The organism is Streptomyces sp. SD31 (assembly GCF_052068475.1).
Classification (GTDB): Bacteria; Actinomycetota; Actinomycetes; order Streptomycetales; family Streptomycetaceae; genus Streptomyces.
Map to the genome: position 1 here is coordinate 114,470 of NZ_JBQHCX010000014.1, position 22,131 is coordinate 136,600.

21 protein-coding genes and 1 pseudogene are annotated in these 22,131 nt (G+C 69.1%); 11 read left to right on the forward strand and 11 right to left on the reverse strand.

Features of this window, described 5'->3' with window-relative positions:
* Positions 1 to 44: 44 nt before the first annotated feature.
* The gene (locus ACTMVF_RS28310; RefSeq protein WP_441273918.1) at positions 45 to 971 is read left to right on the forward strand and encodes a DUF3027 domain-containing protein; all 927 of its coding nucleotides are present in this window, start codon (positions 45 to 47) and stop codon (positions 969 to 971) included.
* Between the two features lie 31 nt (positions 972 to 1,002).
* On the opposite strand, the gene ACTMVF_RS28315 is transcribed toward ACTMVF_RS28310, so the two are convergent.
* From ACTMVF_RS28315 to ACTMVF_RS28325, 3 genes are all read right to left on the reverse strand, one after another.
* Positions 1,003 to 1,875, reverse strand: coding sequence for a hypothetical protein (locus tag ACTMVF_RS28315; protein ID WP_441273919.1), 873 nt, complete (start codon positions 1,873 to 1,875; stop codon positions 1,003 to 1,005).
* A gap of 47 nt (positions 1,876 to 1,922) precedes the next feature.
* Positions 1,923 to 2,420 carry a hypothetical protein gene (locus ACTMVF_RS28320; RefSeq protein ID WP_441273920.1) on the reverse strand — a complete coding sequence of 166 codons (498 nt, stop codon included), beginning with the start codon at positions 2,418 to 2,420 and terminating at the stop codon, positions 1,923 to 1,925.
* Positions 2,421 to 2,571: 151 nt separating this feature from the next.
* Positions 2,572 to 3,105, reverse strand: a complete 534-nt coding sequence (locus tag ACTMVF_RS28325) for an ATP-binding protein (protein ID WP_441273921.1) — start codon at positions 3,103 to 3,105, stop codon at positions 2,572 to 2,574.
* A gap of 156 nt (positions 3,106 to 3,261) precedes the next feature.
* Between ACTMVF_RS28325 and ACTMVF_RS28330 the strand changes: the two are divergent.
* Positions 3,262 to 4,136: pseudogene (locus ACTMVF_RS28330) on the forward strand (helix-turn-helix domain-containing protein).
* Positions 4,133 to 4,342: a DUF397 domain-containing protein gene (locus ACTMVF_RS28335; RefSeq protein ID WP_441273922.1), complete on the forward strand. Its 210-nt coding sequence runs from the start codon at positions 4,133 to 4,135 to the stop codon at positions 4,340 to 4,342. Before ACTMVF_RS28330 ends, ACTMVF_RS28335 begins: the two are co-directional and overlap by 4 nt.
* Before the next feature lie 6 nt (positions 4,343 to 4,348).
* On the opposite strand, the gene ACTMVF_RS28340 is transcribed toward ACTMVF_RS28335, so the two are convergent.
* From ACTMVF_RS28340 to ACTMVF_RS28350, 3 genes are all read right to left on the reverse strand, one after another.
* Positions 4,349 to 4,732: a hypothetical protein gene (locus ACTMVF_RS28340; RefSeq protein WP_441273923.1), complete on the reverse strand. Its 384-nt coding sequence runs from the start codon at positions 4,730 to 4,732 to the stop codon at positions 4,349 to 4,351.
* A gap of 213 nt (positions 4,733 to 4,945) precedes the next feature.
* Positions 4,946 to 5,602, reverse strand: coding sequence for a contact-dependent growth inhibition system immunity protein (locus tag ACTMVF_RS28345; RefSeq protein WP_441273924.1), 657 nt, complete (start codon positions 5,600 to 5,602; stop codon positions 4,946 to 4,948).
* 21 nt (positions 5,603 to 5,623) lie between these two features.
* Positions 5,624 to 7,750, reverse strand: a complete 2,127-nt coding sequence (locus tag ACTMVF_RS28350; RefSeq protein WP_441273925.1) for an RNase A-like domain-containing protein — start codon at positions 7,748 to 7,750, stop codon at positions 5,624 to 5,626.
* Positions 7,751 to 7,953: 203 nt separating this feature from the next.
* On the opposite strand from ACTMVF_RS28350, the gene ACTMVF_RS28355 reads away from it, so the two are divergent.
* A complete protein-coding gene (locus tag ACTMVF_RS28355; RefSeq protein ID WP_441273926.1) occupies positions 7,954 to 8,499 on the forward strand; it encodes a hypothetical protein in 546 nt (181 codons plus the stop codon).
* Positions 8,500 to 8,541: 42 nt separating this feature from the next.
* Here the strand turns inward: ACTMVF_RS28355 and ACTMVF_RS28360 are convergent, their stop codons facing one another.
* Complete coding sequence (locus ACTMVF_RS28360) at positions 8,542 to 8,757, reverse strand: hypothetical protein (RefSeq protein WP_441273927.1); 216 nt, start codon at positions 8,755 to 8,757, stop codon at positions 8,542 to 8,544.
* A gap of 172 nt (positions 8,758 to 8,929) precedes the next feature.
* Between ACTMVF_RS28360 and ACTMVF_RS28365 the strand changes: the two genes are divergently transcribed.
* On the forward strand, positions 8,930 to 12,058 hold the full coding sequence (locus tag ACTMVF_RS28365; RefSeq protein WP_441273928.1) for a sacsin N-terminal ATP-binding-like domain-containing protein: 3,129 nt from the start codon (positions 8,930 to 8,932) through the stop codon (positions 12,056 to 12,058).
* 40 nt (positions 12,059 to 12,098) lie between these two features.
* On the opposite strand, the gene ACTMVF_RS28370 is transcribed toward ACTMVF_RS28365, so the two are convergent.
* On the reverse strand, positions 12,099 to 12,335 hold the full coding sequence (locus ACTMVF_RS28370) for a DUF7683 domain-containing protein (protein ID WP_441273929.1): 237 nt from the start codon (positions 12,333 to 12,335) through the stop codon (positions 12,099 to 12,101).
* Between the two features lie 197 nt (positions 12,336 to 12,532).
* On the opposite strand from ACTMVF_RS28370, the gene ACTMVF_RS28375 reads away from it, so the two are divergent.
* From ACTMVF_RS28375 to ACTMVF_RS28385, 3 genes are all read left to right on the forward strand, one after another.
* On the forward strand, positions 12,533 to 13,312 hold the full coding sequence (locus tag ACTMVF_RS28375) for a calcium-binding protein (protein WP_441273930.1): 780 nt from the start codon (positions 12,533 to 12,535) through the stop codon (positions 13,310 to 13,312).
* A 124-nt stretch (positions 13,313 to 13,436) separates the two neighbouring features.
* Positions 13,437 to 14,375, forward strand: coding sequence for a hypothetical protein (locus ACTMVF_RS28380; RefSeq protein WP_441273931.1), 939 nt, complete (start codon positions 13,437 to 13,439; stop codon positions 14,373 to 14,375).
* A gap of 253 nt (positions 14,376 to 14,628) precedes the next feature.
* Positions 14,629 to 15,540, forward strand: coding sequence for a hypothetical protein (locus ACTMVF_RS28385; protein ID WP_441273932.1), 912 nt, complete (start codon positions 14,629 to 14,631; stop codon positions 15,538 to 15,540).
* Positions 15,541 to 15,586: 46 nt separating this feature from the next.
* On the opposite strand, the gene ACTMVF_RS28390 is transcribed toward ACTMVF_RS28385, so the two are convergent.
* Together ACTMVF_RS28390 and ACTMVF_RS28395 are read right to left on the reverse strand one after the other, a co-directional pair.
* Positions 15,587 to 17,983, reverse strand: coding sequence for an HAD-IC family P-type ATPase (locus tag ACTMVF_RS28390; RefSeq protein ID WP_441273933.1), 2,397 nt, complete (start codon positions 17,981 to 17,983; stop codon positions 15,587 to 15,589).
* A gap of 106 nt (positions 17,984 to 18,089) precedes the next feature.
* Positions 18,090 to 18,383, reverse strand: coding sequence for a DUF2530 domain-containing protein (locus tag ACTMVF_RS28395; protein ID WP_441273934.1), 294 nt, complete (start codon positions 18,381 to 18,383; stop codon positions 18,090 to 18,092).
* A gap of 118 nt (positions 18,384 to 18,501) precedes the next feature.
* On the opposite strand from ACTMVF_RS28395, the gene ACTMVF_RS28400 reads away from it, so the two are divergent.
* Positions 18,502 to 19,953, forward strand: a complete 1,452-nt coding sequence (locus tag ACTMVF_RS28400) for an NCS2 family permease (RefSeq protein WP_441273935.1) — start codon at positions 18,502 to 18,504, stop codon at positions 19,951 to 19,953.
* Between the two features lie 6 nt (positions 19,954 to 19,959).
* Here ACTMVF_RS28400 and ACTMVF_RS28405 read toward each other — a convergent pair whose 3' ends face one another.
* Positions 19,960 to 20,142 (reverse strand): ribbon-helix-helix protein, CopG family, encoded by a 183-nt coding sequence (locus ACTMVF_RS28405; protein WP_441273936.1) that lies wholly within the window; start codon positions 20,140 to 20,142, stop codon positions 19,960 to 19,962.
* A gap of 155 nt (positions 20,143 to 20,297) precedes the next feature.
* On the opposite strand from ACTMVF_RS28405, the gene ACTMVF_RS28410 reads away from it, so the two are divergent.
* Positions 20,298 to 20,735, forward strand: coding sequence for a MarR family winged helix-turn-helix transcriptional regulator (locus ACTMVF_RS28410; protein ID WP_441273937.1), 438 nt, complete (start codon positions 20,298 to 20,300; stop codon positions 20,733 to 20,735).
* 24 nt (positions 20,736 to 20,759) lie between these two features.
* The gene (locus tag ACTMVF_RS28415; protein WP_441273938.1) at positions 20,760 to 22,118 is read left to right on the forward strand and encodes an MFS transporter; all 1,359 of its coding nucleotides are present in this window, start codon (positions 20,760 to 20,762) and stop codon (positions 22,116 to 22,118) included.
* Positions 22,119 to 22,131: the final 13 nt, after the last annotated feature.

Sequence of the window (22,131 nt, forward strand, 5' to 3'; positions counted from 1 at the left end):
AAGGCACCGCACCCGAGAGACGGCGTAGGAGAGAAGCGATACCTGTGAGCGCAGCGACAACGCGAAGCCGCACCCCCGACCGTCTGTGCGCCGAGGCGGTCGACCTCGCCCGCACCGCAGCCGAGGAGGCCGCCGCGCCCGGCGTAGTGGGAGAGCACTCGGGCCTGCTCTCCGAAGGCGACCGCGTTGTCACGCACTTCTTCGAGTGCAAGGAACTCGGGTACCGCGGCTGGCGCTGGGCGGTGACGGTGGCGAGGGCGTCGCGCGCGAAGGTCGTGACGCTGGACGAGGTGGTGCTGCTGCCGGGTCCGGACGCGCTGTTGGCCCCCGAGTGGGTGCCGTGGAGCGAGCGCCTGCGCCCCGGCGACATGGGCCCCGGCGACCTCCTGCCCACGGACGCCGAGGACCTCCGCCTGGAGCCGGGCTTCTCCGGCGAGGACGAGCCGGTGCCGAGTTCGGTCGTCTCGGAGGAGATGGCGGAACTGGTGGAGGCGGAGGACGCCGAGGTCACGGCCGGCGCCCCCGCGAACCTTCTCGTCGCCCCCTCCCGTGGCTCCATCGCCGCGGTGGCGGAGGAACTGGGCATGCGCCGCGCCCGCGTCCTGTCCCGCTACGGCCTGCACATCGCCGCGGACCGCTGGGAGGAGGCGTACGGCGCGAAGACCCCCATGGCCCAGGCGGCCCCGGCGTCGTGTGTCACGTGTGGCTTCCTGGCGCCCATCGGCGGTTCGCTCGGCCAGGCCTTCGGAGTCTGCGCGAACGAGTTCTCCCCGGCGGACGGCCGGGTGGTGTCCCTGACGTACGGCTGCGGGGGCCACTCCGAGGCAGCGGTGATGCCGAAGCCACCGCGTCCGGCTCCGCCGGTGATCGACGAGACACGGGTGGACCCGTTCCCGCTGCGACCGGCGGCGGATTCGGGGTCGGTGTCGGTGACCGGGGACGAGGAGTCAGCGGAGCTGGGGCACTCTTAGCGGCGTCCGCTCCACCGACTGTGGCTGCTGGCTACTCGTCCCCGAAGATCTCTTCTGCTGTCGGGGCGATGACGGCGCGTCGGTGCCAGCGGCGTAGGGCGTCGGGGTCGTCGCAGCCGGTGATGCGTTCGCGGACGGCTTCGGGGACGTGGATGCCACGCACCTCCAGGGCGTCCAGGATGTCCTCGGCACGGCCTTCGATACGGCCTTCGTCCCGGATCTCTTCCGCGATGTAGGACTTGTAGAAGGAAAGGTCCACGGCCACCAGGTTCCTCCAGAGTTCCGCGGCCGGGCGCTTGCCCAAGCCTTGTGAGATGAGTTCGATGATCGGGGCTGCGATGGCCTGCGGGGTGTCCCGCAGCACGGTCGTCATTGCCTTCAGTATGGCCCCGACGTCCGGATTCTTGGCGTGAGTGATCGCGGACAGGGTGGCGAGCGCGAGGTCCTTGCGGACCTCGGCCGGGTCAGTGATCAGCGGCATGTTGTGCGGTCCCGCGACCAGTGGGCGCAGGGTGAGCACAGGCCACTGGCGAGGGCCGAAGTCGACCTCGCGGGCGGCCCATTCCGCGGTGGCGCGGTCCTGGCAGACGACCAGCAGTACCGGCTGCAGCCGGTACTTCGTGAGTAAGTACGAGGCGTAGTACGCCCAGCTCGCCGGCTTGTCCGGGTCCTTCTTGCCTTGGGCCTCGATCGCGAGGAGCAACGGCTCGTCGTCCTCCGTCTCCAACCGTACGAGTGTGTCCACACGGCGTTCGACCGGGCTGGTCTCGGTGAGGTCGCTGGGCAGGACGGTGACCGAGGTGGGTGGGGCGAAGTCGATGCCCAGCACCTCGGAGACCCCGGAGAAGAGCCCCGGATAGTCCTGGAAGATGCGGTGCATCGCCTCGTGGGACGAGCTGACCATGGTGCGGTTTCGGGCCTTTCGTCGGTGTGTTGTGACCTGGCTGGCGCTCAGGCGGCCGGTACGGGATCGGGGATACGGCAGTCGCGGCAGCGGCCGGGCAGCGGTGCGCGGAAGGCTCGGTCGCAGCGTTCGCAGGTCTGGAAGGGGTGCCGGTCGGGAGGCGGTGGTGCTGGGGCGCGGAACGGTGGCGGGGGCGGCAGCTGGGTGGTGAGGCGGTGGGCCAGGAGGGCTGCCGGGCGGCACAAGGGTCCGGGTGGCAGGTCGGTGATGCGGGTCGTGCCTTCGGGGAAGCGGGCGGTGAGGGTCTTGATGTCGACGCGGGCGCCTGCGGGGAGCGACTGGATGTAGACCGCAAGGCCGATCGCGAGGGCCGACAGCTCCGGGTGCTGGGCGAGGTGGTTGCCGATCACCGTGAAGCGGGTGGTGTGGCGGGTGTTCTCGTGGACCAGGCCGCCGCCGGAGTGAGGGTGCCGCTGGTTCGGGTTGTTGTTGGCGGCAAGGCGGGACTGGGCGTGCGGGGGCGCGCTAGGGTTTTGCGTATCCATCGGGAAGGTGCTTTCTTCCTTGGTGGTCAGGCCCTCGCACTGGGATTGCCGTCCCGGCGAGGGCCGTTGCATGTCTGAGGCATATTCGCGGTTGTTCTGCGGCGAGCGTAAGACAGGCAACCTGTCCCGAATCCAGCCGAGTTGGTGATGTTCACCCGGGTGGGTGAGTTTGAGCCGGGGGCGGGAGGGGTGGGGCTTGGTGAGGTGCTTTGACCTTTGTTTCTTGTTTGGGTTGATCGCTTGCGTCACCGAAGCGCGGGCTTCCGGGTTCCGGTGCGAGGTCGACTTCGGCCCAGACCGTCTTGCGTGGCGGCAGCCCCGGTGTGACGCCCCAGCGGTCGGCCAGGGTGGTCACGATGACCAGGCCTCGGCCCGACTCCGCTTCGGGGGTGGAGAGTTCGGTGCGCGGTAGCCGGTCGGCGCGTGTATCGGTCACCTCGATACGGACGGTGTCGCCGGCGGCGTGAATGAGGAGCCGGAAGTCCCGTCCGGGGGCTCTGCCGTGGGTGACCGCGTTGGCCGCCAGTTCCGCCACGATGTGCGCCGCCGGGTCCAATGGCAGGCCCCAGCTGCGGAGTTGCTCGGCCGTGAGCAGGCGGGCCAGACGGGCCCCGCGTGGGGTCGAGGACAGTCGCAGGCTGAAGCGGCGGGTAGGGGTGATGAGTTCGGCGGATTTCTGATTCACGTCACTCAGAGTTGCGGCGCGTGCTTACCGTGAACAGTGACTCAGCGGGTGCGTACGGTGACTGTCCGGAGCTTGTCCGGTCGTGTCCGGGCTGTCGGGGCGTTACGTATGGGTAGGGCGCTGCTGCACTGCGGCGGTACGACGGAGGGGTTCGGGATGTCGGTTGAGGCGGACGCGGGGCGGCTCAAGACGGAGGCGGACGAGCCGGGTTGGGAGGTGGATCCGGACGACGAGTGGGGTGTGGCGGTGATCGCGACCGTCGGACGACAGCTGAAGCTGCGGCGGGAGGCGGTGGGGATGCGGGCTGCCGAGTTCGGGAAGGCGGTCGGGTACGGGGAGGACCTGGTCTACAAGATCGAGGGTGGGAAGCGGATCCCGAGGCAGGAGTACCTGGACAGGGCCGACGAGGTGTTGGGGGCCGGGGGCTCATCTCGGCGGCGTGGGAGGACGTGAAGAAGGTCCGGTACCCGAAGAAGGTGCGGGCGCTGGGGGAGATGGAGGCCAAGGCGGTCGAGCTCCAGCTCTACGATCCGCTGAACGTCCACGGTCTGTTGCAGACGCCGGAGTACGCACGCGGGCTCCTCCTGATGCGGCGCCCGGCGTACACAGAGGACGAGGTGGAGCGGTTCATCGCGGCGCGCGTGGCCCGCAAGGCCGTGTTCGAGCGGGACCCCGCGCCTGAACTCAGCTTCGTCCTGGAGGAGTGGACGCTGCGGCGTCCACTCGGAGGCAGGATGGCGTTGCGTCGCCAGCTCGAACATCTACTGGAGGCGGGGAAGTCGCGGAACGTCGAGCTTCAGGTGATGCCGATGGATCGGGAGGAGCACGCCGGACTGGCCGGTGGAATCGAGGTGCTGAAGTTCGAGGATGGTTCGGCAGTGGGGCGTTCGCCAGCCATGGCCAACGGGCGCCCGGTCTCCGAACCCAAGCATCTCCGTATCCTTGAACTGAGGTATGGCATCATCCGGGCGCAGGCTCTCACACCACGTGAGTCGACTGCCTTCATCGAACAACTGCTGGGGGAAACATGATCCGCAACGCCTCGGCCGGGAACGCCTCCGAGCTGGTGTGGTTCAAGAGCAGCTACAGCAGCAGCAGCGAAGGCGACTCCTGCGTCGAGATCGCCGTAGCACCCCGCACCGTCCACGTCCGCGACTCCAAGTACTCCGAGACCGGTCCCCGACTCGCCCTCGGGCCGCAGGCATGGGTCGACTTCGTGTCGTATGCGACGCGATGAACTGCGTCAGCGGACGTACGTGATCGCCCCGACCAGGCACACCGGCAGGGTGAGGGCGAGCTGGAGGATCCAGGGGGTTCCAGGGCCCTCGCTGTCCGGCCTGCCGGGGTTTCCCGCTCGCCAGGTCATGAAGGTGCGCAGGGCCTTCCAGTGGCCCACGACGCAGAGGGCGCAGGCGAGGAGGACGGCGCTGTAGACGGGTAGCCACTCGGTGACGGACTCGTCGTAGACCGCGGCCAAGCCCAGAAGGACGAGGAACGTGAACGCGGGGCCCATGGAGACGAAGATCTTCTGGCGCCGGTTGACCATGCCAGGGAGCATCCCGGCGATGAAGGCGGCCGCGCTGAGCACTGCGAAGAGCCACCACAGCGGCGAGGTCTTGTCCGGCATCTTTACCCTTTCTTTGGCTCCTCATCGTAGGTAAGCGTGTGGTGGGCCCGCCGGAGGGGGGCACCCCGCGCTCCTCGGGGGGTACCGGGACCGGCTCGTCGTCGATCTCCGGATGCGTGCCGGGCCTGAGCCTGCTCGGGTGTCAGCGGGTTCATGGGCGTCTCGGCGAGGTTGTTCCACTGCTCGCAGTAGGTCCAGATCAAGGCTGATTCACTACGCCGCAGCGATCCTTTGGTGGATCAGTTCCAGCCATTGTCGGAGGGACATCCCTTCCGGTGGCAGAAGGTCGAGCCCCAACGCCGTGGTTGCCGTGTGGAGTTCCTGATCCGAGGACACCATCGTCAGAAGTTCGGTGATCTCCTGCGCTGCCTGTGCACGGTCTTCCGGTGCGGATTCGCTGACGTACTCATCGATAGCCTCCTCGGGAGAGTTATAGAATTCTGAGTAATTTTGGTGCAAGTAGCCGCCGAGGAATTGGCTCAAGTGGGGGAATCGCTCGTTCCATTCCCATGCATTCTGTGGGTTCATCTGGGGAACTCGTGACGGGTCTTGCAGGAACCGGTGGAGGTGGTCTCTGGCGATACGCAGGCAGTCCTCCACACTAGTGCCCATCGGCGGTCGGATGTGCTGTAGGTCCTCTACATCATCCGCGATCTCTTCGGAAAAGAGTCCGACGGAGAGTAGGTCGTCAATTTGATGGACGGCGATTGATGCGCGCGCAGGGTCCCGCGCAGCGATTCTGAGGTAAGAGGCCAGACCAGGGCCTGGGGTCTCTGTGGTGTCGGAGAATGTGAAGCCGGTGTTCGCGTAGGCTTCCAGCAGCTCGCTGAGTTCGTAGAATCGCTGCCCAGGTGGGAGTGCCTGACTCATCGCTTACTCCAAGAGTGGGTTTCAGGGGCGAGGGAACGAAGTGAGAACGCGGTATCCGGATACCGCCGACGGGTCGGCCTTGAGGACGACACGAACGCGGTTCACCCACTTTGTTGGCTGTCCGTGGGTGAAGTCGTACCGCGTGAGGTGGAGTCCTGTGGGTTCGTCAAACTTCGCTTCCAGTCGCAATGTTCCTTTCGCGCCGTTGGCCAGCCAAGCGGATATCTTCCGCTGATTTCGTTCGATCGTGAGAGTCTTGTCGGTGAAGCGTTGTGCCGCATCGACGTCAACGTAGCGTGAGTCTGCTTCAAGGCCAGGTTCTTCACGCAGACGCTTGCGCATGCCAGCAATGGTCTTGTCGACGTGCTTGTCGATGGTGTGACCCTTGCTCTTGCCGCCAAGGCTCTTGCCTTCGTCACCGCGAACATCCGCACGGTGCTCGGGCTTTGTGCGCCCCTTGCGTTTGTTCCTCGGCCACGCGTTGTAGTCCCCGCCGGACCCATTCGAGGCGCCCAACCCCATGAGGACGAGCCCGGCCGTGCCGAGGAGACCGGCGTTGAGGGCCGCCTCGGCCGTCAGGGCGCCGACCGCTCCGCCTCCGGCCAGCGCGAGCCCTCCGGGAGGGAACAGGGCGAGCAGGGAGAGAAGGAGGAGGGCGAAGCCGAGGTAGACCAGGAAGGTGTTCAGGGCGTCGAGGAGGTGGAGCATGCGGATGGCTCTGCCGTCGGGGCCCGCGTCGCCGAGGCCGCGCCACAGCAGCAGGACGCCGGTGGTCGCCGCTCCCAGGGCGGTTCCGAGACGGAAGCGGTGGGCCGCCAGCAGTTCGCCCATCGGCTGTGCCGACACCTGCCGCCAGCTGCGCAGCAGGACCGTGAGCTGGTAGGCGATCCAGATCAGGGCGGCTATGCCGAAGCCCATGAGGATCTTCGGTCCCGCACCGGTGCTGAAGAACTCCTGGAGGCCCGCGGTGGAGGTGAACGAGCCGATCCCCAGGAACAGCAGCGCGGGGAGCATCAGTACGCACGGGATCAGCAGGAGCCATCGCCTGCGAGAACGTCGGGCCGCTCGCGTCGCCTTCAGCCACGCGCGGATGTTCAGCGTCTGCCAGGCGCGCTGGTTGTCGGACGCGTCCATCCGGGCCGTGACCCCCGCGACGACCTGGCGAAGTTCCCCGGTGGCCTCGGACGGCGCCGACGCGGCGGCGTACAGCAAGGAGCGCCGCAGTCTGACGTAGCGCAGGACGATCAGCAGGCTCCATGGCAGACGCCAGGCCGCGTAGCGCAGCAGGGCGCCCAGGCTGTCGCCTTCGGCGCGCTCGGAGGTGAGGAGTACGTCGGGCACGGTGCGCTTGCCGTGGTGGAGTTGGCGTACGTCCACGGCCATGGCGATGGCCAGGCACGCGAGGGGCGCAGCCCACGCCAGCCCGTCCAGGGACTCCAGCCACTCCCTGGCCCAGCCGGTGTGTTCCTGTACCGCGTAGTTGTTCACCGCGTGGTGCGCGGCGGCGGCCGCGATCGGGAGGACCGACAGCAGGCGTACCCAACCGCGTGCGCGCCACAGCAGCCCGACGCCGAAGCCGGCCATCGCCGTGAACACCAGGTGCGTGAACGTTTCCGTGACGGGAGGGCCGCCCAGGTCCAGTTGGCTGAACGGTGCCGGGAGCCAGGACGTCAACACCTGCCCCAGGCCGGGCACATAGGGCGGCGACAAGCTGTCGGGGATGATCCAGCCCTCGCCGCGGAGGATCGCCCGGTCCGCGTCCAGGCCGAACCGCAGGACCGCCTCCAGCAGCCCGAACCCCGCCCCCAGAGCCGCACCCACCACCACGAAGTCGGTAAGCCCCCACTGTCGGCGAACCCGCAGGCTCAGCCCCGCCAGTAGCAGCGGGGCGACCTTGAGTAATTCCTCCAGCCAAGGGGCCACCGTGTAGCTGGTGGTGTTCACCACCGTCACCAGTGATTGGTCCGACAGATCTGCGTAGAGGCGGGTGTAGGCGAGTTGCACCAACGCCGTCGCCACCCCGCACCCGTACACGCCCACTGCCAGCGCCAGTAACACGGTCGACAGGCGCACCGAACGCGTCGGCCAGGACAGCGCGAACAGTTGCAGCACGCCCCAGAGGGCCGCCACCGCCATCACCAACGTCACGCCAGGCCCCCCAAGCACCGGAACAATGTTCGATTCGCGATAGTGAACGCGATGCTATGCAGTCAACTGCGAACCCAGCAAGCGAGTTGGGCAAGAGTGTCGATTCCCCGGGACGGGTCCCGGGTGGGTGCCGCGACACTGCCGTCGGCGATCGGCTGATCGAGAGGAGATCGCTGGTGTCCGGCAGGAAGATGCACCTCCGCATGACCGTCCACGCGCTGTTCACGACCGCGATGACGCTCGCCTTGCTGATGGTCACATGCGGTTCGTCCGTGGCGCAGACCCGGTGTGAATCCCGTGGTCAGGTGTACGCCCAGAAGGTCATCGTCACGCACAAGGGCAAGAAGGGGCTCGATTCGATCACGCTGTTCCTGGTGTGCCGACCGAACGGCAACGTGGGCATCGTGGATCACGAGGGCAAGAGCTACCAGGACTTGGACGACTTCCGCGCGAACAACGAGATCCTCAGCGAGGACGACGAGATCACGTTGCCGCGGGACTTCCCCTCGGTCGACACATCGAGGGAGCTCGAGCTCATGACGGTCTCGGGCAAGACGCATGGCAGCGCCCCTTGGCTGTGGTGGCTGACCGGGGGAATTGCCCTCGCGCTGGTCACGGGCGGCGGTGGAGCCCTTTGGCTGCGTGCGCGTCGGCGAGCGGTCCAGGATTCGGACTCTTCGGACTCGGACGCATCCGACGTATCTGATGCATCCGACATAACGGTCACGCCGAGCGCCGCGAGTGAATGACCGTCCCGTCGGCGGTCCTGGCCGGGATGTCGGGTGGGCGGATCAGGCGCGCCGGGCGCGGCGGATCAGTCGGGAAGCCGTGAGATACAGCGCGGTGATGACCGCCCAGGCCGCCAGGAACTGGAGCGCGAGGTTCTTGTCGCCCCCGCTCCAGACGATGGCGGTCACCGCCGGACCGCCGATCCACCAGACGAGCAGGACGATTCCGACGACCAGCGTGACCAGTTGACCGAGGGCCTCCTTGATCAGGTCCAGCATTGTCCGGCACTCCCCGTGCAGATGAGACGGTCACATGATCAACCGGCTCAGCTTAGGGACTCCTGACCGAGTGACGCGAGTCGCCTCAGGCTCCCGAAGAGCGCGCATCCTGTGCTCCGTGCCCCGCTCCCCAGGCGGTACCTTCAACATCACGCCGATGAGGAGAGTCAACGTGAGCAAGTTCGTGCGGCCCGCAGCCGAAGGCGCCGACCCCTTCGGTACGGCCCGACTGCGCCGCGGTGTGCTGGACGCCTGGGCCACCAGCCCCGCCCGTTTCCGCGAGGACGCCAACGCCGAGGAGGATCTCGTCCTCGGCGGGTATCGGGACCGGCTCGTCGTCGAGCTTGCTCAGAACGCCGCCGATGCCGCAGCAAGGGCAGGGGTGCCCGGCAGGCTTCGGCTCACCCTGCGGGACGGGGTTCTCGTCGCCGCCAACACCGGCGCCCCGCTGGACGCCGCCGGCGTCGAGTCGCTCTCCACCCTCCGTGCCTCCGCCAAGCGGGACACCCAGCAAGGCTCCGTCGGGCGGTTCGGTGTCGGCTTCGCCGCCGTCCTCGCCGTCACCGACGAGCCCGCCGTCGTCGGGCGGCACGGCGGCATCCGGTGGTCCCTCGCCGAGGCCCGGGAGCTGGCTCGGGAGACCGCGCGGCACAGTCCGGGACTGGGTGATGAGATCAGGCGGCGGGACGGTCATGTGCCGCTCCTGCGGCTGCCGTTCGCCGCCGAGGGCACCGCCCCGGACCCGTACGACACCGCCGTCATCCTCCCCCTGCGCGACACCGCGGCCGCCGACCTCGCCGAGCGGCTGCTGCACGCCGTCGACGACGCGCTGCTCCTCGCCCTGCCGGGGCTTGAGGAGGTCGTGGTCGAGGTCGGCGGCGACGAGCCGCGCACGCTGCGGCGTCGTACCGACGGGCCCTTCACCGTCGTGGAGGACTCGCACAACGGCGTCACCCACTGGCGTACGTCCGCCGCCCACGGCCCGCTCACGCCCGAGCTCCTCGCCGACCGCCCGGTCGAGGAGCGGCTGCGGCCCCACTGGTCGCTGACCTGGGCCGTGCCCGTCAACGCCGCCGACAGCACGCCCGACCGGCCCCGCACGGCCCCGGTGGTCCACGCGCCCACCCCCAGCGACGAACCCCTCGGCGTCCCCGCCCTCCTCATCGCCTCCTTCCCCCTCGACACCACCCGCCGCCACGCCGCCCCCGGCCCGCTGACCGACTTCCTCGTGCAGCGGGCGGCCGATGCGTACGCCGAACTGCTCGCCGACTGGCGCCCCGTGAGCGAAGGCATCATCGGGCTCGTGCCGGGGCCGCTCGGCAAGGGCGAGCTGGACGGGGCCCTGCGCCAGGCGATCCTGGAGCGGCTGCCCCGTACGTCTTTCCTCCCGCCGGCTGTCGAGCCGCGTGAGGACGACGACGAGTTGCCCGAGTCGCTTCGGCCCCGTGACGCCGAGGTCGTCGAGAGCGCCGGTGCCGAGACGGTGCGCGTCCTCGCCGAGGTCCTGCCCACCCTCCTCCCCGCCGGGCTCGAACGGCGGGTGGAGCTGCGGACCCTGGGCGTCGCCCGCGTCCCGCTCACCGACGCCATCGACCGGCTCGCCGGACTGGAGAAGGAGCCGGGCTGGTGGCGGCGGCTCTACGACAGCCTCGCCGGGGTCGACCCGGACCGCCTGTCCGGCCTGCCCGTGCCGCTCGCCGACGGGCGCACCACCATCGGGCCCCGGCAGGTCCTGCTCCCCACCCCCGACGGCGCCTCCGTCGACCCCGAGACCCTCGCCCGCCTCGGGCTCAAGGTCGCCCACCCCGACGCCGCCCACCCGCTCCTGGAGAAGCTCGGCGCCCTGCCGGCCACGCCCCGCGCGGTCCTCACCACGCCCCAGGTGCGTGCCGCCGTCGCCGCCTCCCTGGACGAGGACAGTGGCGTGAGCTGGGAGGAGGACGCTCCCGACGCCGAGGAACTGGCCGACACCGTCCTCGCGCTCGTGCGGGACGCGGGTCTGGAGCCCGGTGACGAGCCGTGGCTGGGCGCCCTCGCCCTCCCCGACGAGGACGGGGAGCTGGCGCCCGCCGGTGAACTCGTCCTCCCCGGCAGCCCCTTCGCCCAGGTCATGCGGGAGGACGAGCTCGCCACCGTCGACGCCGAGCTGGCCGAGAGGTGGGGCGAGCAGCCCCTCGCCGCCTGTGGCGTCCTCGCCAACTTCGCCCTCGTCCGGGCCACGGACGTCGTCCTCGACCCGGATGAACTGGAGCCCCGCGAAGGGGACTTCGCCGAGCCCGACGACCCGGGTCTGCTGGACGCCGTCGACGTGTGGAGCGAGGACATCCTCGACCGGTTCCCGGACACGCCCGTACCGCCGGTCGCCACCGAGCTGATCGCCGTACGCGATCTGGATCTGGTGGACGACGACAAGTGGCCGCAGGCCCTCGCCCTGCTCGCCCAGCCGCCCCTGCGGGACGCGCTGACCCAGCAGGTGCGGATCCTGCTGCCCGACGGCACGCATGAGGTCGTACGGCCGTACACGGCCTGGTGGCTGCGGGGCAACCCGGTGCTGGACGGCCGCCGCCCGGCGGGTCTGCTGGCCTCCGGCGGCGACCCGCTCCTGCGCGGCCTGTACGACGAGGCGGACGCGACCGGCTTCGAGGACGAGCAGGTGCTGCGGGCGCTGGGCGTGCGGACGTCCGTCGCCGCGCTGCTCGACGAGCCGGGCGGCGCCGCCGAACTCCTCGACCGGCTCGCCGATCCGGAGCGCCCCGTCACCTCGCCCCAACTGCACGCCCTGTACGGCGCCTTGGCCGACCTGGATCCCGAGCAGGTGACCCTGCCGGACGAGTTGCGGGCCGTCGTGGACGGGCGGGTGGAGGTCGTCGACGCGGCCGACGCGGTGGTCGTGGACTCGCCGGACCTGCTGCCCTTCACCGAGGGCGTGCCCCTGCTTCCGGTACGGCCGTCCCGGGCGGCCGAGTTGGCCGAGCTGTTCCAGGTGCGGCGGCTGAGCGAGTCCGTCACCGGGGAGGTGACGAGCGAGGGCACCGAGCACGACGTACCGGAGTCGGTGCGGGTGCTGCTCGGCGCGCGGACCCCGCAGTCGTACGTCGAACACGAGGAGCTCGTCGTCGACGGCGTGGAGATCGACTGGCGGCTGACCGACGACGGTGTCCTGCACGCCGCCACCTTGGAGGGCGTGGCCGCGGGGCTCGCGTGGGCCGCGGGGCAGTGGCCGCGGCGGTTCGAGGTCGCCGCCCTGCTGGAGGACCCGTCCAGGACGGCGGAACTGGCCCGCGACCGCTGGTTCGACTGAGCCACGGGGCCGTCCCCTCGGACGGCCCCTGCCCGTTTCGTCAGCCCGCCTCGATTTCCAGGAAGTAGTCGTACTTCTCCAGGTCGAGCGCGATACCGGTCAGCTGCCGGAGATGCCCGGCGTGCGCCCGCGTCAGCGGATACACGTCGGTCAGCTGCTCCGGCGGCATCCCCAGGAGGTCGCCGAAGGCTTCCGCGCCGACCGCGGTGACGTCGGTGGACGAGTCCGGGAGGTCGTCGTCCTTGGGATAGCGGACGACGAGGAAGTAGACGGCCACGACTGCACCTTCCGGGGCTGATCTTGAAATTTCTCGCACAAATTCTTCAGGAGTCGTACAACCTTTCATGTGTGTCGTGAATCTGATCAGGCGAGCCAACAGGCTCCCTGATCACTCGGGTCCCGCAAGGCGCCCTGGGCCGCTGGTTGGACACGCGCCCGGCGCCGGGACCCCCTTCTCCACTTGGGGAACGACACATGCGCATGCGTGCCACCCTCGGCGTCGTCACCGGTGCCCTGGCCCTCTCCGCTCTCGCTGTCCCGGCCGCGCAGGCCGACGAGGTCGAGGGCGACACGACGATCTCGAACGTCGTCGTGAACGGCGGCAAGGCGGCGGTCGTCGGTGCGACCACGACGAAGACCATCACCGTCTCGTTCACCGTCAAGGACGCCTCCGGCGTCGACTGGGCGCAGGCGATCCTGTACCACGGCGCCGACATGGACAGCTCCGACACGGGCGCCGTGGCCAACAGCAGCGACGGCCGTGCCACCTGCACCGAGGTCAGCGCCACCACGTCGAACTGCAAGTCGACCTTCGACCTCGACCCGGGCTACAACGTGTTCAACTCCGCTGCCGGCGGCTGGAAGGTCTGGGCGATCGCCGCGGGTAACGACGCCGACTACGTCCTGAAGGAAAACGCCAAGAGCTTCAACGTCCAGCGCGCCTCGAAGCTGACGGTCAACGCCTCGCCGGAGCCGGTCACCAAGGGCAAGACCATCACCGTCACGGGCAAGCTGACCCGCGCCAACTGGGACCGCGGCACGTACAACGGCTACTCCACCCAGCCGGTGAAGCTGCAGTTCCGCAAGAGCGGCTCCAGCACCTACACCACGCTGAAGACCATCAAGACGAACACCTACGGCGACCTGAAGACCACGGTCACCGCGTCCGCGGACGGCTACTTCCGCTACCGCTTCGAGGGCACCTCGACCACCCCGGCGGTCAGCGCCGCGGGTGACCTCGTCGACGTCCGCTAGTCAGCAGAGCGACGGGACGCCTGCCGCCCGGTGCCGGTTCCTCCGGCGCCGGGCGGTTCCCGACTCCACATCACTCCGGTCCCGTGACGACCATCGCCGGGACCCTCATCCCCATGGGGAACGCATGCGCATTCGTGCCACCGTGGCCGCCGTCTCCGGCGCCCTGGCCCTCTCCGCCCTCGCCGTGCCGGCCTCGCAGGCCGCCGACGCCCCGTCGTCCAGCAAGGAAGACGTCCGGGCGGCCGTGCAGGCCGCGCGTCAGGCGGACGCCGACGGCTCCGCCCGCAGCACCTTCGCCGCCGAGGACACGGGCGCGCCGTACGCCCTGGACCTCTCCTTCTCCAACGTGAAGATCAACAGCGGCAAGCCGATCGTCGCCGGCATCAGCAACCCGGTGACCGTCCCGGTGACCTACACGGTCACCCACGAAGCGGGCATGGACCTCAACGCCGCCGACCTGATGCTCGACGTCGAGATCTACCGCGGCGCCACGTACGAGGACGCGACGAAGGCCCTCTACGGTGACGACTGGCCGGTCTGCACCCCCACCTCGTCGACCACCGACACCTGCAAGGGCACCATCGCCGTCTACCCGGAGTTCGAGCTGGTCAACGCCGACGCCACCACGTGGAAGGCCGGCGGCTACGCGATCGACTGGAACGACCAGGACCCGGACTCCGAGGACATCGACTGGAGCAAGGTCGGTTTCGCCATGCAGGACGGCCTGGGCAGCACCAAGCTGCAGCGTTACTCCAAGCTGACGGTGAACGCCTCGCCGGAGCCGGTGAAGAAGGGCAAGACCATCACGGTCACCGGCAAGCTGTCCCGCGCCAACTGGGAGACCCACAAGTACGCGGGCTACTCCACCCAGTCGGTGAAGCTGCAGTTCCGCAAGAAGGGCTCCAGCACCTACACCACGGTGAAGACCATCAAGACGAACACCTACGGCGACCTGAAGACCACGGTCACCGCGTCCGCGGACGGCTACTTCCGCTACCGCTTCGAGGGCACCTCGACCACCCCGGCGGTCAGCGCCACGGGTGACTTCGTCGACGTGCAGTAGGCAGCGGAGCAGTAGGCAGCAGTAGGCAGTAGGGCAGCACGACAGAAACAGGGCATGTGTCACGAACTTCCCGGCCTCGGCCGGGAGTTCGTGACCAAGCTCACGAAACTTCCCCGCCCACCGCACAACCGGCGACCCCTGTCGCCTATCTGATCACATGGGTCAACAGGCCCCACGATCACTCGGGCCCCGACGTGACCGGCAGTGCGCGGAACGACGACCAGCGGGGCCCCTTTCCGCACCAGGGGAACGCATGCGCATCAGAGCCACCGTGGCCGCCGTCTCCGGCGCCCTGGCCCTCTCCGCCCTCGCCGTTCCGGCCGCGCAGGCCGACGACTCCGCCGCCGCCCAGCGCGCGGACGTCGCGAAGATCCGCCAGGCCGCGCACGCCGCGTCCGGCAGGGCCCCGGCCGAGGAGGGCAAGCCGTACGCCCTGAACGTCACCTTCTCCAACTTCAAGATCGCCAAGGCGATCAAGGTCGGCACGACCAACCATGTCGCGGCCACGGTGACGTACACGCTGACCCACGGTGACGATGTCAACATCGCCGCCGCCGACTTCATCACCGACCCGATCATCTACCGGGGCTCCGCCACCGCGCCGGACAACATGCTCTACGGCAACAAGCCGGCCAAGTGCACCGCGACCTCGGCGACCACCGCCAACTGCAAGGGGACCATCGACGTCTACCCGGGCAGCCACGAGCTGATCAACTCGGACGCCGGGACGTGGCGGGCCGCGGCCGAGGCCACCGCCTTCAACGGCCAGGACCCGGACGGCGAGACCTTCGACATCACCAAGGTCGGCTACAAGGGCCAGAGCGGCCTCGGCACCACGCTGATGCAGCGCTTCTCCAAGCTGACGGTGAACGCCTCGCCGGAGCCGGTGAAGAAGGGCAAGACCATCACGGTCACCGGCAAGCTGTCCCGCGCCAACTGGGACCGCGGCACGTACAACGGCTATGTCGAGCAGCCGGTGAACCTGCAGTTCCGCAAGAAGAACAGCAGCACCTACACCACGGTGAAGACCATCAAGTCCAACGCCACGGGCGACCTGAAGACCACGCTCAAGGCCACCGAGGACGGCTACTTCCGCTACACCTTCGCGGGCACGACGACGACCCCGGCGGCCACCGCCACGGGCGACTTCGTCGACGTGCAGTAGAACGCCCCAAGGGGCGCGCTCCATCGGCCAAAGCCCAGCGCAGCGGCTACGCCGGGAAACGGCGGTCGACCCACTTCCATGTGAACTCCAGGGCGACCGCCGCCACCGCCGCCACCCCCACCGCGATCCACGGCATCGTCGCCCCGACCAGCCGCAGCGCGAAGAACTCCTGCAGCCACGGCACCACCAGCACCAGCAGGAACCCGAGTCCCATCGTGGCCACCAGTGTCAGACGCCACCAGGTGTACGGCCGGGCGATGATCGCCAGCACCCACATCGAGATCAGGAACAGCGTCAGCGTGGCCACGCTCGTCTCCGCGTCCAGCGCGCCGTCCCCGCTGTAGTAGTGACGGGCGATCAGATACGTCGAGAAGGTCGCCACCGCGGCCACCAGTCCGCCAGGGATCGAGTACCGCATCACGCGCCGTACGAAATGGGGTTTCGCGCGTTCCTTGTTGGGTGCGAGGGCCAGGAAGAAGGCCGGGACACCGATGGTGAGGGTGGAGAGCAGGGTCAGATGGCGGGGCAGGAAGGGGTACTCCACCTGCCAGAACACCACCATCAGCGCCAGCAGCACCGAGTAGACGGTCTTCACCAGGAACAGCGTCGCGACCCGCGTGATGTTGCCGATGACCCGCCGCCCCTCCGCGACCACCGACGGCAGCGTCGCGAAGCTGTTGTTGAGCAGCACGATCTGGGCGACCGCCCGGGTCGCCTCCGAGCCCGAGCCCATCGCCACGCCGATGTCGGCGTCCTTCAGGGCCAGGACGTCGTTCACCCCGTCGCCGGTCATGGCGACGGTGTGCCCGTGGGACTGGAGCGCGCCGACCATGTCCCGCTTCTGCTGCGGGGTGACCCGCCCGAACACCGTGCCGTCGTCGAGGGCCGTCGCCATCCCGTCCTGGTCCTGGGGGAGCCGGCGCGCATCGACCGTCGTACCGGTCAACCCGAGCTTGCTCGCGACCGCGCCCACGGACACGGCGTTGTCCCCGGAGATCACCTTGGCCCGGACGTTCTGCTCGGCGAAGTAGCGCAGGGTGTCGGCGGCGTCGGGGCGCAGCCGCTGTTCCAGTACGACGAGGGCGGCGGGCTTGGCACCCTCCGCCACCTCGGGATCGTCGAGGTCGCGGCCGGCGCGGGCGAGCAGCAGGACCCGTAGGCCCTGTTCGTTCAGCCGGTCGGTTTCGGCCAGGGCCGGGTCATCGGCGGCCAGGAGCACGTCCGGGGCGCCCAGCAGCCAGGTACTGGCCTCGCCGTTGCCCTCGCTGAAGGTGGCGCCGCTGTACTTGCGGGCGGAGGAGAAGGGCAGGGACTCGGTGCAGCGCCAGTCCTCGGCGTCGGGGTAGGCGTCGATGACGGCCTGGAGGGAGGCGTTCGGGCGGGGGTCGGACTCGCCGAGGGCGCCCAGCACCTTCCGTATGTACTCCTCGTCGCTGCCGCTCAGCGGGCGCAGCTCGGTGACGTCCATGCCGCCCTCGGTGAGGGTGCCGGTCTTGTCGAGGCAGACGGTGTCGACGCGGGCGAGGCCCTCGATGGCGGGGAGCTCCTGCACCAGGCACTGTTTGCGGCCGAGCCGGATGACGCCGATGGCGAAGGCGACCGAGGTGAGGAGCACGAGCCCCTCCGGGACCATGGGAACGATGCCGCCGACGGTCCGGGCGAGCGAGTCGTCGAGGTCTCTGTCCTTCACGGCGAGCTGGGTGATGATCAGGCCGATCGCGGCCGGGATCATCATCCACGTCACGTACTTGAGGATGGTGGAGATGCCGGAGCGCAGCTCGGAGTGGACCAGCGTGAACCGGGACGCCTCCTCGGCGAGCTGGGCGGCGTAGGCCTCGCGGCCGACTTTGGTGGCCTGGAAGGCGCCGCCCCCGGCGACGACGAAACTGCCGGACAGCACCTGATCGCCCGGCCGCTTGACGACGGGGTCGGCCTCCCCGGTGAGCAGCGACTCGTCGATCTCCAGCCCGTCGGCCTCGACGCACACCCCGTCCACGACGGCCTTGTCACCCGGCCCGATCTCTATCAGGTCGTCCAGCACGATCTCCGAGGTACTGACCTCGGCGGCGGCCCCGTCCCGCCGCACCGTGGGCCGCGCCTCACCGATCACGGCGAGCGAGTCGAGGGTCTTCTTCGCCCGCCACTCCTGGATGATCCCGATGCCCGTGTTGGCCAGGATCACGAAGCCGAACAGGCTGTCCTGGATCGGCGCGACACCCAGCATGATCACCCAGAGCACGCCGATGATCGCGTTGAACCGGGTGAAGACGTTGGCGCGGACGATGTCGGCAAGCGACCGGCTGCTGCGCACCGGCACGTCGTTGACCTGCCCCCGCGCGACCCGCTCGGCCACCTCGGCCGCGGTCAGCCCACCCGTCGCCACCGGGACGGAGGCGGGGTGCACAGGGGTGTCCACTTCGGCGCCCGCGTCGGTATGCGTCATGCATTCGACGGTACGTGCGGATCTACGGCTTCACCCGCCGAGCGGGCGGAAGTTCCGACCTGTGGAGGACCTGAACGGCCCGGGATGATGCCGTGGTTGTACGCCCTCAGTCGGTGGCGGGGGCCTTGGTGTCGTCGGCTTCCGCCGGTGCCGCCGCCCTCTTGATCGCCGCGTCGCGCCTACGGACGTACCAGATGCCGATGAGCCCGAGGCCGCCGCCGGCCAGGCAGGTCCACACCCACTTGGTGAGGTCGTGGTCGGCGAACCAGCCGTAGAAGGGCAGCTGGACGACGAAGAGGACGAACCAGAGGATCGTGCCGACGGTGATGGTGGCGACCACGGGGCCCTCCAGGGGCTCCGGCGCCTCATGCTTGGGGGATCCCGAAAAAAGGGGGGCCATGGGGGACAGCTTACGAGGCGATCAGGTCTACGCGCGGAGATGGCCGATGTGGCACTTATATGTTCATACTGAAACGGTTTGTGTCTGACCACTTCTCTTCGTAGGAAACACCGAATACATGCCCTCCTCGGCCCCCGCCAAGGTCCCCGCCCCTGAACAGCCGGGAGCCGGCCCCGCGTACGGCGCACTCGACCGCTTCTTCAAGATCTCCGAGCGCGGCAGCACGCTGCCCCGCGAAATCCGCGGCGGTTTCGCCACCTTCTTCGCGATGGCCTACATCATCGTGCTGAACCCGATCATCCTCGGCAGCGCGAAGGACATGTACGGCCACCAGCTCGACAACGGGCAGCTGGTCACCGCGACGGCCGTCACGGCGGCCTTCACCACGCTCCTGATGGGCGTCATCGGCAACGTGCCGATCGCGCTGGCCGCCGGTCTGGGCGTGAACTCGGTGGTCGCGCTCCAGCTGGCGCCCCGGATGTCCTGGCCGGACGCCATGGGCATGGTGGTGCTCGCCGGCTTCGTGGTCATGCTGCTGGTCGCCACCGGTCTGCGCGAGCGCGTCATGAACGCCGTGCCCTACAGCCTGCGCAAGGCCATCTCCATCGGCATCGGCCTGTTCATCATGCTGATCGGCCTCGTCGACGCCGGCTTCGTCTCCCGCATCCCGGACGCCGCCCGGACGACCGTGCCCCTCCAGCTCGGCGGGGACGGTCACCTCAACGGCTGGCCGGTCCTGGTGTTCATCCTCGGTGTGCTGCTCACCCTCGCGCTCATCGTGCGCAAGGTCTCCGGCGCGATCCTCATCTCGATCGTCGCGATGACCGTGCTCGCCGTCGCCATCGAGGCGGTCGCGAAGGTGCCGTCCTGGGGCCTGACGACCCCGAAGTGGCCCGGCAACCCGGTCGCCGGCCCCGACTTCGGCCTGATCGGCCAGGTCAGCCTGTTCGGCGGCTTCGAGAAGGTCGGCGCGCTGACCGGCGTCCTCTTCGTCTTCACGGTGCTGCTGTCCTGCTTCTTCGACGCCATGGGCACGATCATGGGCGTCAGCGACGAGGCCAAGCTGACCGACGCCCAGGGCCAGATGCCCGGCATCAACAAGGTCCTCTTCGTCGACGGCCTCGCCGTCGCCGCGGGCGGCGCCAGCTCCTCCTCGGCCACCACGGCCTTCGTGGAGTCCACGGCCGGCGTCGGCGAGGGCGCCCGTACCGGATTCGCGAACGTCGTCACCGGCGCCCTGTTCGGTGTGGCGCTGTTCCTGACGCCCGTCGCCACGATGGTCCCGTCCCAGGCGGCCACCCCGGCCCTGCTCGCGGTCGGCTTCCTGATCCTGGCGAACTCCGTCAAGGAGATCGACTGGGCCGACTACACGGTCGCGATCCCGGCCTTCGTGACCATGGTGATGATGCCGTTCACCTACTCGATCACCAACGGCATCGGCATGGGCTTCATCACCTTCGCGGTGCTGCGCCTGGCCGCCGGGCGGGGCCGCGAGGTGCCGGTCGCGATGTATGTCGTGGCGGCGGTGTTCGGCTTCTACTACCTGATGCCGGCGCTGGGTCTTACGTAAGCCGCCTCACGTAAGCCCGTAGAACTTCTCGGTCTCCTCCACGGCGGTCTGGAACCGCTCGTCGAAGTCATCGCGGATGAGCGTCCGGACGACGTAGTCCTGGACGCTCATTCCTCTTTTCGCCGCATGCTCCCGGAGTCGTTCGAGCAGCTCGTGGTCTATCCGCAGGCTGAGCACGCTGGTCCCCATGAACACGAGGGTCGCGGCACTCTTCGGTGCGGTGTGTCACGTTCCGGCGCCGGATCACCCATATGAGTGATGCGGCGATTCAGTGGCCAGGGTCACGGGCAACCTTCGTGTTTCCGGGTGGTATTTAGCGAGGGTAATGAGTTACCCTAAAGAACATGTCGGACCTTACCCATGGCGACGATGCTGCCGCCGTGAACTCTCTGCGCTCCGCCGTGATGCGACTGTCACGCCGGCTCAAGCACCAGCGGGTCGACGAGTCGCTGAGCCCCACCGAGATGTCGGTGCTGGGCACCCTCTCCCGCTGCGGCAAGGCCACCCCCGGTGAGCTGGCCCGCAAGGAGCACGTCCAGCCGCCGTCGATGACCCGCATCGTCGCCCTGCTGGAGTCCAAGGGACTGGTCCGTCTGGAGCCGCACCCGGAGGACCGGCGCCAGAAGGTCGTCACGAAGACCGAGCAGGCCGAGGCGATGCTCGAGGAGAGCCGCCGCAAGCGCAACGCCTTCCTGGCCACCCTGGTCGAGGGCCTCGACGAGGACGAGTGGGCGAAACTGCGCGCCGCCGCCCCCGTGCTGGAGAAGCTCGCACACCTGTAAGCCATACCGAGGAGGCGAACCCTTTTGAGTACGGGACCCGGAGCAGACTCCGCCCCCGCACCGACCACCCACAACTCCCCGCCCGTCCCCAAGCGCCGTTCTTCGATGTTCAGCTCGCTGAAGGTCAGGAACTACCGCCTGTTCTTCGTCGGCCAGGTCGTCTCCAACACCGGCACCTGGATGCAGCGCATCGCCCAGGACTGGCTGGTGCTCAGCCTCACCGGCTCCGCCACCGCCGTCGGCATCACCACGGCCCTGCAGTTCCTGCCGATGCTGCTCTTCGGCCTCTACGGCGGCGTCCTCGTCGACCGTCTGCCCAGGCGCCGCACGCTGCTCGTCACCCAGACGTCGATGGCCCTCACCGGCATCGCGCTGGCCGTCCTCACCCTGACCGGACACGTCCAGGTCTGGCACGTCTACCTCGCCGCCTTCGCCGTGGGCCTCGCCACGGTCGTCGACAACCCGGCCCGCCAGTCCTTCGTCTCCGAGATGGTCGGCCCCGACCAGCTGCAGAACGCGGTCAGCCTCAACTCGGCGAACTTCCAGTCCGCCCGCCTGGTCGGCCCCGCCGTCGCCGGCCTGATGATCACCGGGGTCGGCACCGGCTGGGCGTTCCTCTTCAACGGCCTGTCCTTCGTCGCGCCCATCGCCGGTCTGCTGCTGATGCGGGCGCGTGAGCTGTACGTCGTCGAGCGGGCCCCGCGTGGCAAGGGGCAGCTGCGGGAGGGGCTGCGGTATGTCGCCGGGCGCCCGGAGCTGATCTGGACCATCGCCCTCGCCGGGTTCGTCTCCACCTTCGGCTTCAACTTCCCCGTCTACCTGTCGGCCTTCGCCGACGACGTCTTCCGCGCGGGCGCCGGCTCCTACAGCCTCTTCAACACGCTGATGGCGGTGGGCTCCCTGGCGGGCGCCCTGCTCGCGGCCCGGCGCGGTACGGCCCGGATGCGGGTGCTGATCGCGGGGGCGGTGGCCTTCGGCGCCATGGAGATGGTGGCCGCGCTCGCGCCCTCGCTGTGGCTGTTCGCGCTGCTCATGGTCCCCATCGGCATGTTCGGCATGACGGTGAACGTCACCGCCAACAGCAGCATCCAGATGTCCACCGACCCGAGCATGCGGGGTCGGGTAATGGCCCTCTACATGATGGTGTTCATGGGCGGCGCGCCGCTGGGCGCGCCGATCGCCGGCTGGATCACGGACGCGTACGGCGTGCGGGCGGGCCTGGCGGTGGGCGGCGCGATCACGGCCGCCGCGGCCGTCACCATCGCCCTGGTCCTGGCCCGGGTCGGCGGACTGCGGCTGTCGGTGGGGTGGAACCAGGGGCACCCGTACGCCCGTTTCGTCCCCCGGGAGCGGCGGGAGGAGCAGCTGGCGACGGTGGCGTAGAAAGGGCGTCCGG

Bases quoted from the DNA above. Each gene is read 5' to 3' on its own strand.
- ACTMVF_RS28380 (WP_441273931.1), top strand. From the start codon at position 13,437: ATGCGCATTCGTGCCACCGTGGCCGCCGTCTCCGGCGCCCTGGCCCTC.
- ACTMVF_RS28335 (WP_441273922.1), top strand. From the start codon at position 4,133: ATGATCCGCAACGCCTCGGCCGGGAACGCCTCCGAGCTGGTGTGGTTC.
- ACTMVF_RS28410 (WP_441273937.1), top strand. From the start codon at position 20,298: ATGTCGGACCTTACCCATGGCGACGATGCTGCCGCCGTGAACTCTCTG.
- ACTMVF_RS28355 (WP_441273926.1), top strand. From the start codon at position 7,954: ATGACCGTCCACGCGCTGTTCACGACCGCGATGACGCTCGCCTTGCTG.
- ACTMVF_RS28320 (WP_441273920.1), bottom strand. From the start codon at position 2,420: ATGGATACGCAAAACCCTAGCGCGCCCCCGCACGCCCAGTCCCGCCTT.
- ACTMVF_RS28400 (WP_441273935.1), top strand. From the start codon at position 18,502: ATGCCCTCCTCGGCCCCCGCCAAGGTCCCCGCCCCTGAACAGCCGGGA.
- ACTMVF_RS28375 (WP_441273930.1), top strand. From the start codon at position 12,533: ATGCGCATGCGTGCCACCCTCGGCGTCGTCACCGGTGCCCTGGCCCTC.
- ACTMVF_RS28405 (WP_441273936.1), bottom strand. From the start codon at position 20,142: ATGGGGACCAGCGTGCTCAGCCTGCGGATAGACCACGAGCTGCTCGAA.
- ACTMVF_RS28395 (WP_441273934.1), bottom strand. From the start codon at position 18,383: ATGGCCCCCCTTTTTTCGGGATCCCCCAAGCATGAGGCGCCGGAGCCC.
- ACTMVF_RS28360 (WP_441273927.1), bottom strand. From the start codon at position 8,757: ATGCTGGACCTGATCAAGGAGGCCCTCGGTCAACTGGTCACGCTGGTC.
- ACTMVF_RS28390 (WP_441273933.1), bottom strand. From the start codon at position 17,983: ATGACGCATACCGACGCGGGCGCCGAAGTGGACACCCCTGTGCACCCC.
- ACTMVF_RS28345 (WP_441273924.1), bottom strand. From the start codon at position 5,602: ATGAGTCAGGCACTCCCACCTGGGCAGCGATTCTACGAACTCAGCGAG.
- ACTMVF_RS28385 (WP_441273932.1), top strand. From the start codon at position 14,629: ATGCGCATCAGAGCCACCGTGGCCGCCGTCTCCGGCGCCCTGGCCCTC.
- ACTMVF_RS28315 (WP_441273919.1), bottom strand. From the start codon at position 1,875: ATGGTCAGCTCGTCCCACGAGGCGATGCACCGCATCTTCCAGGACTAT.
- ACTMVF_RS28340 (WP_441273923.1), bottom strand. From the start codon at position 4,732: ATGCCGGACAAGACCTCGCCGCTGTGGTGGCTCTTCGCAGTGCTCAGC.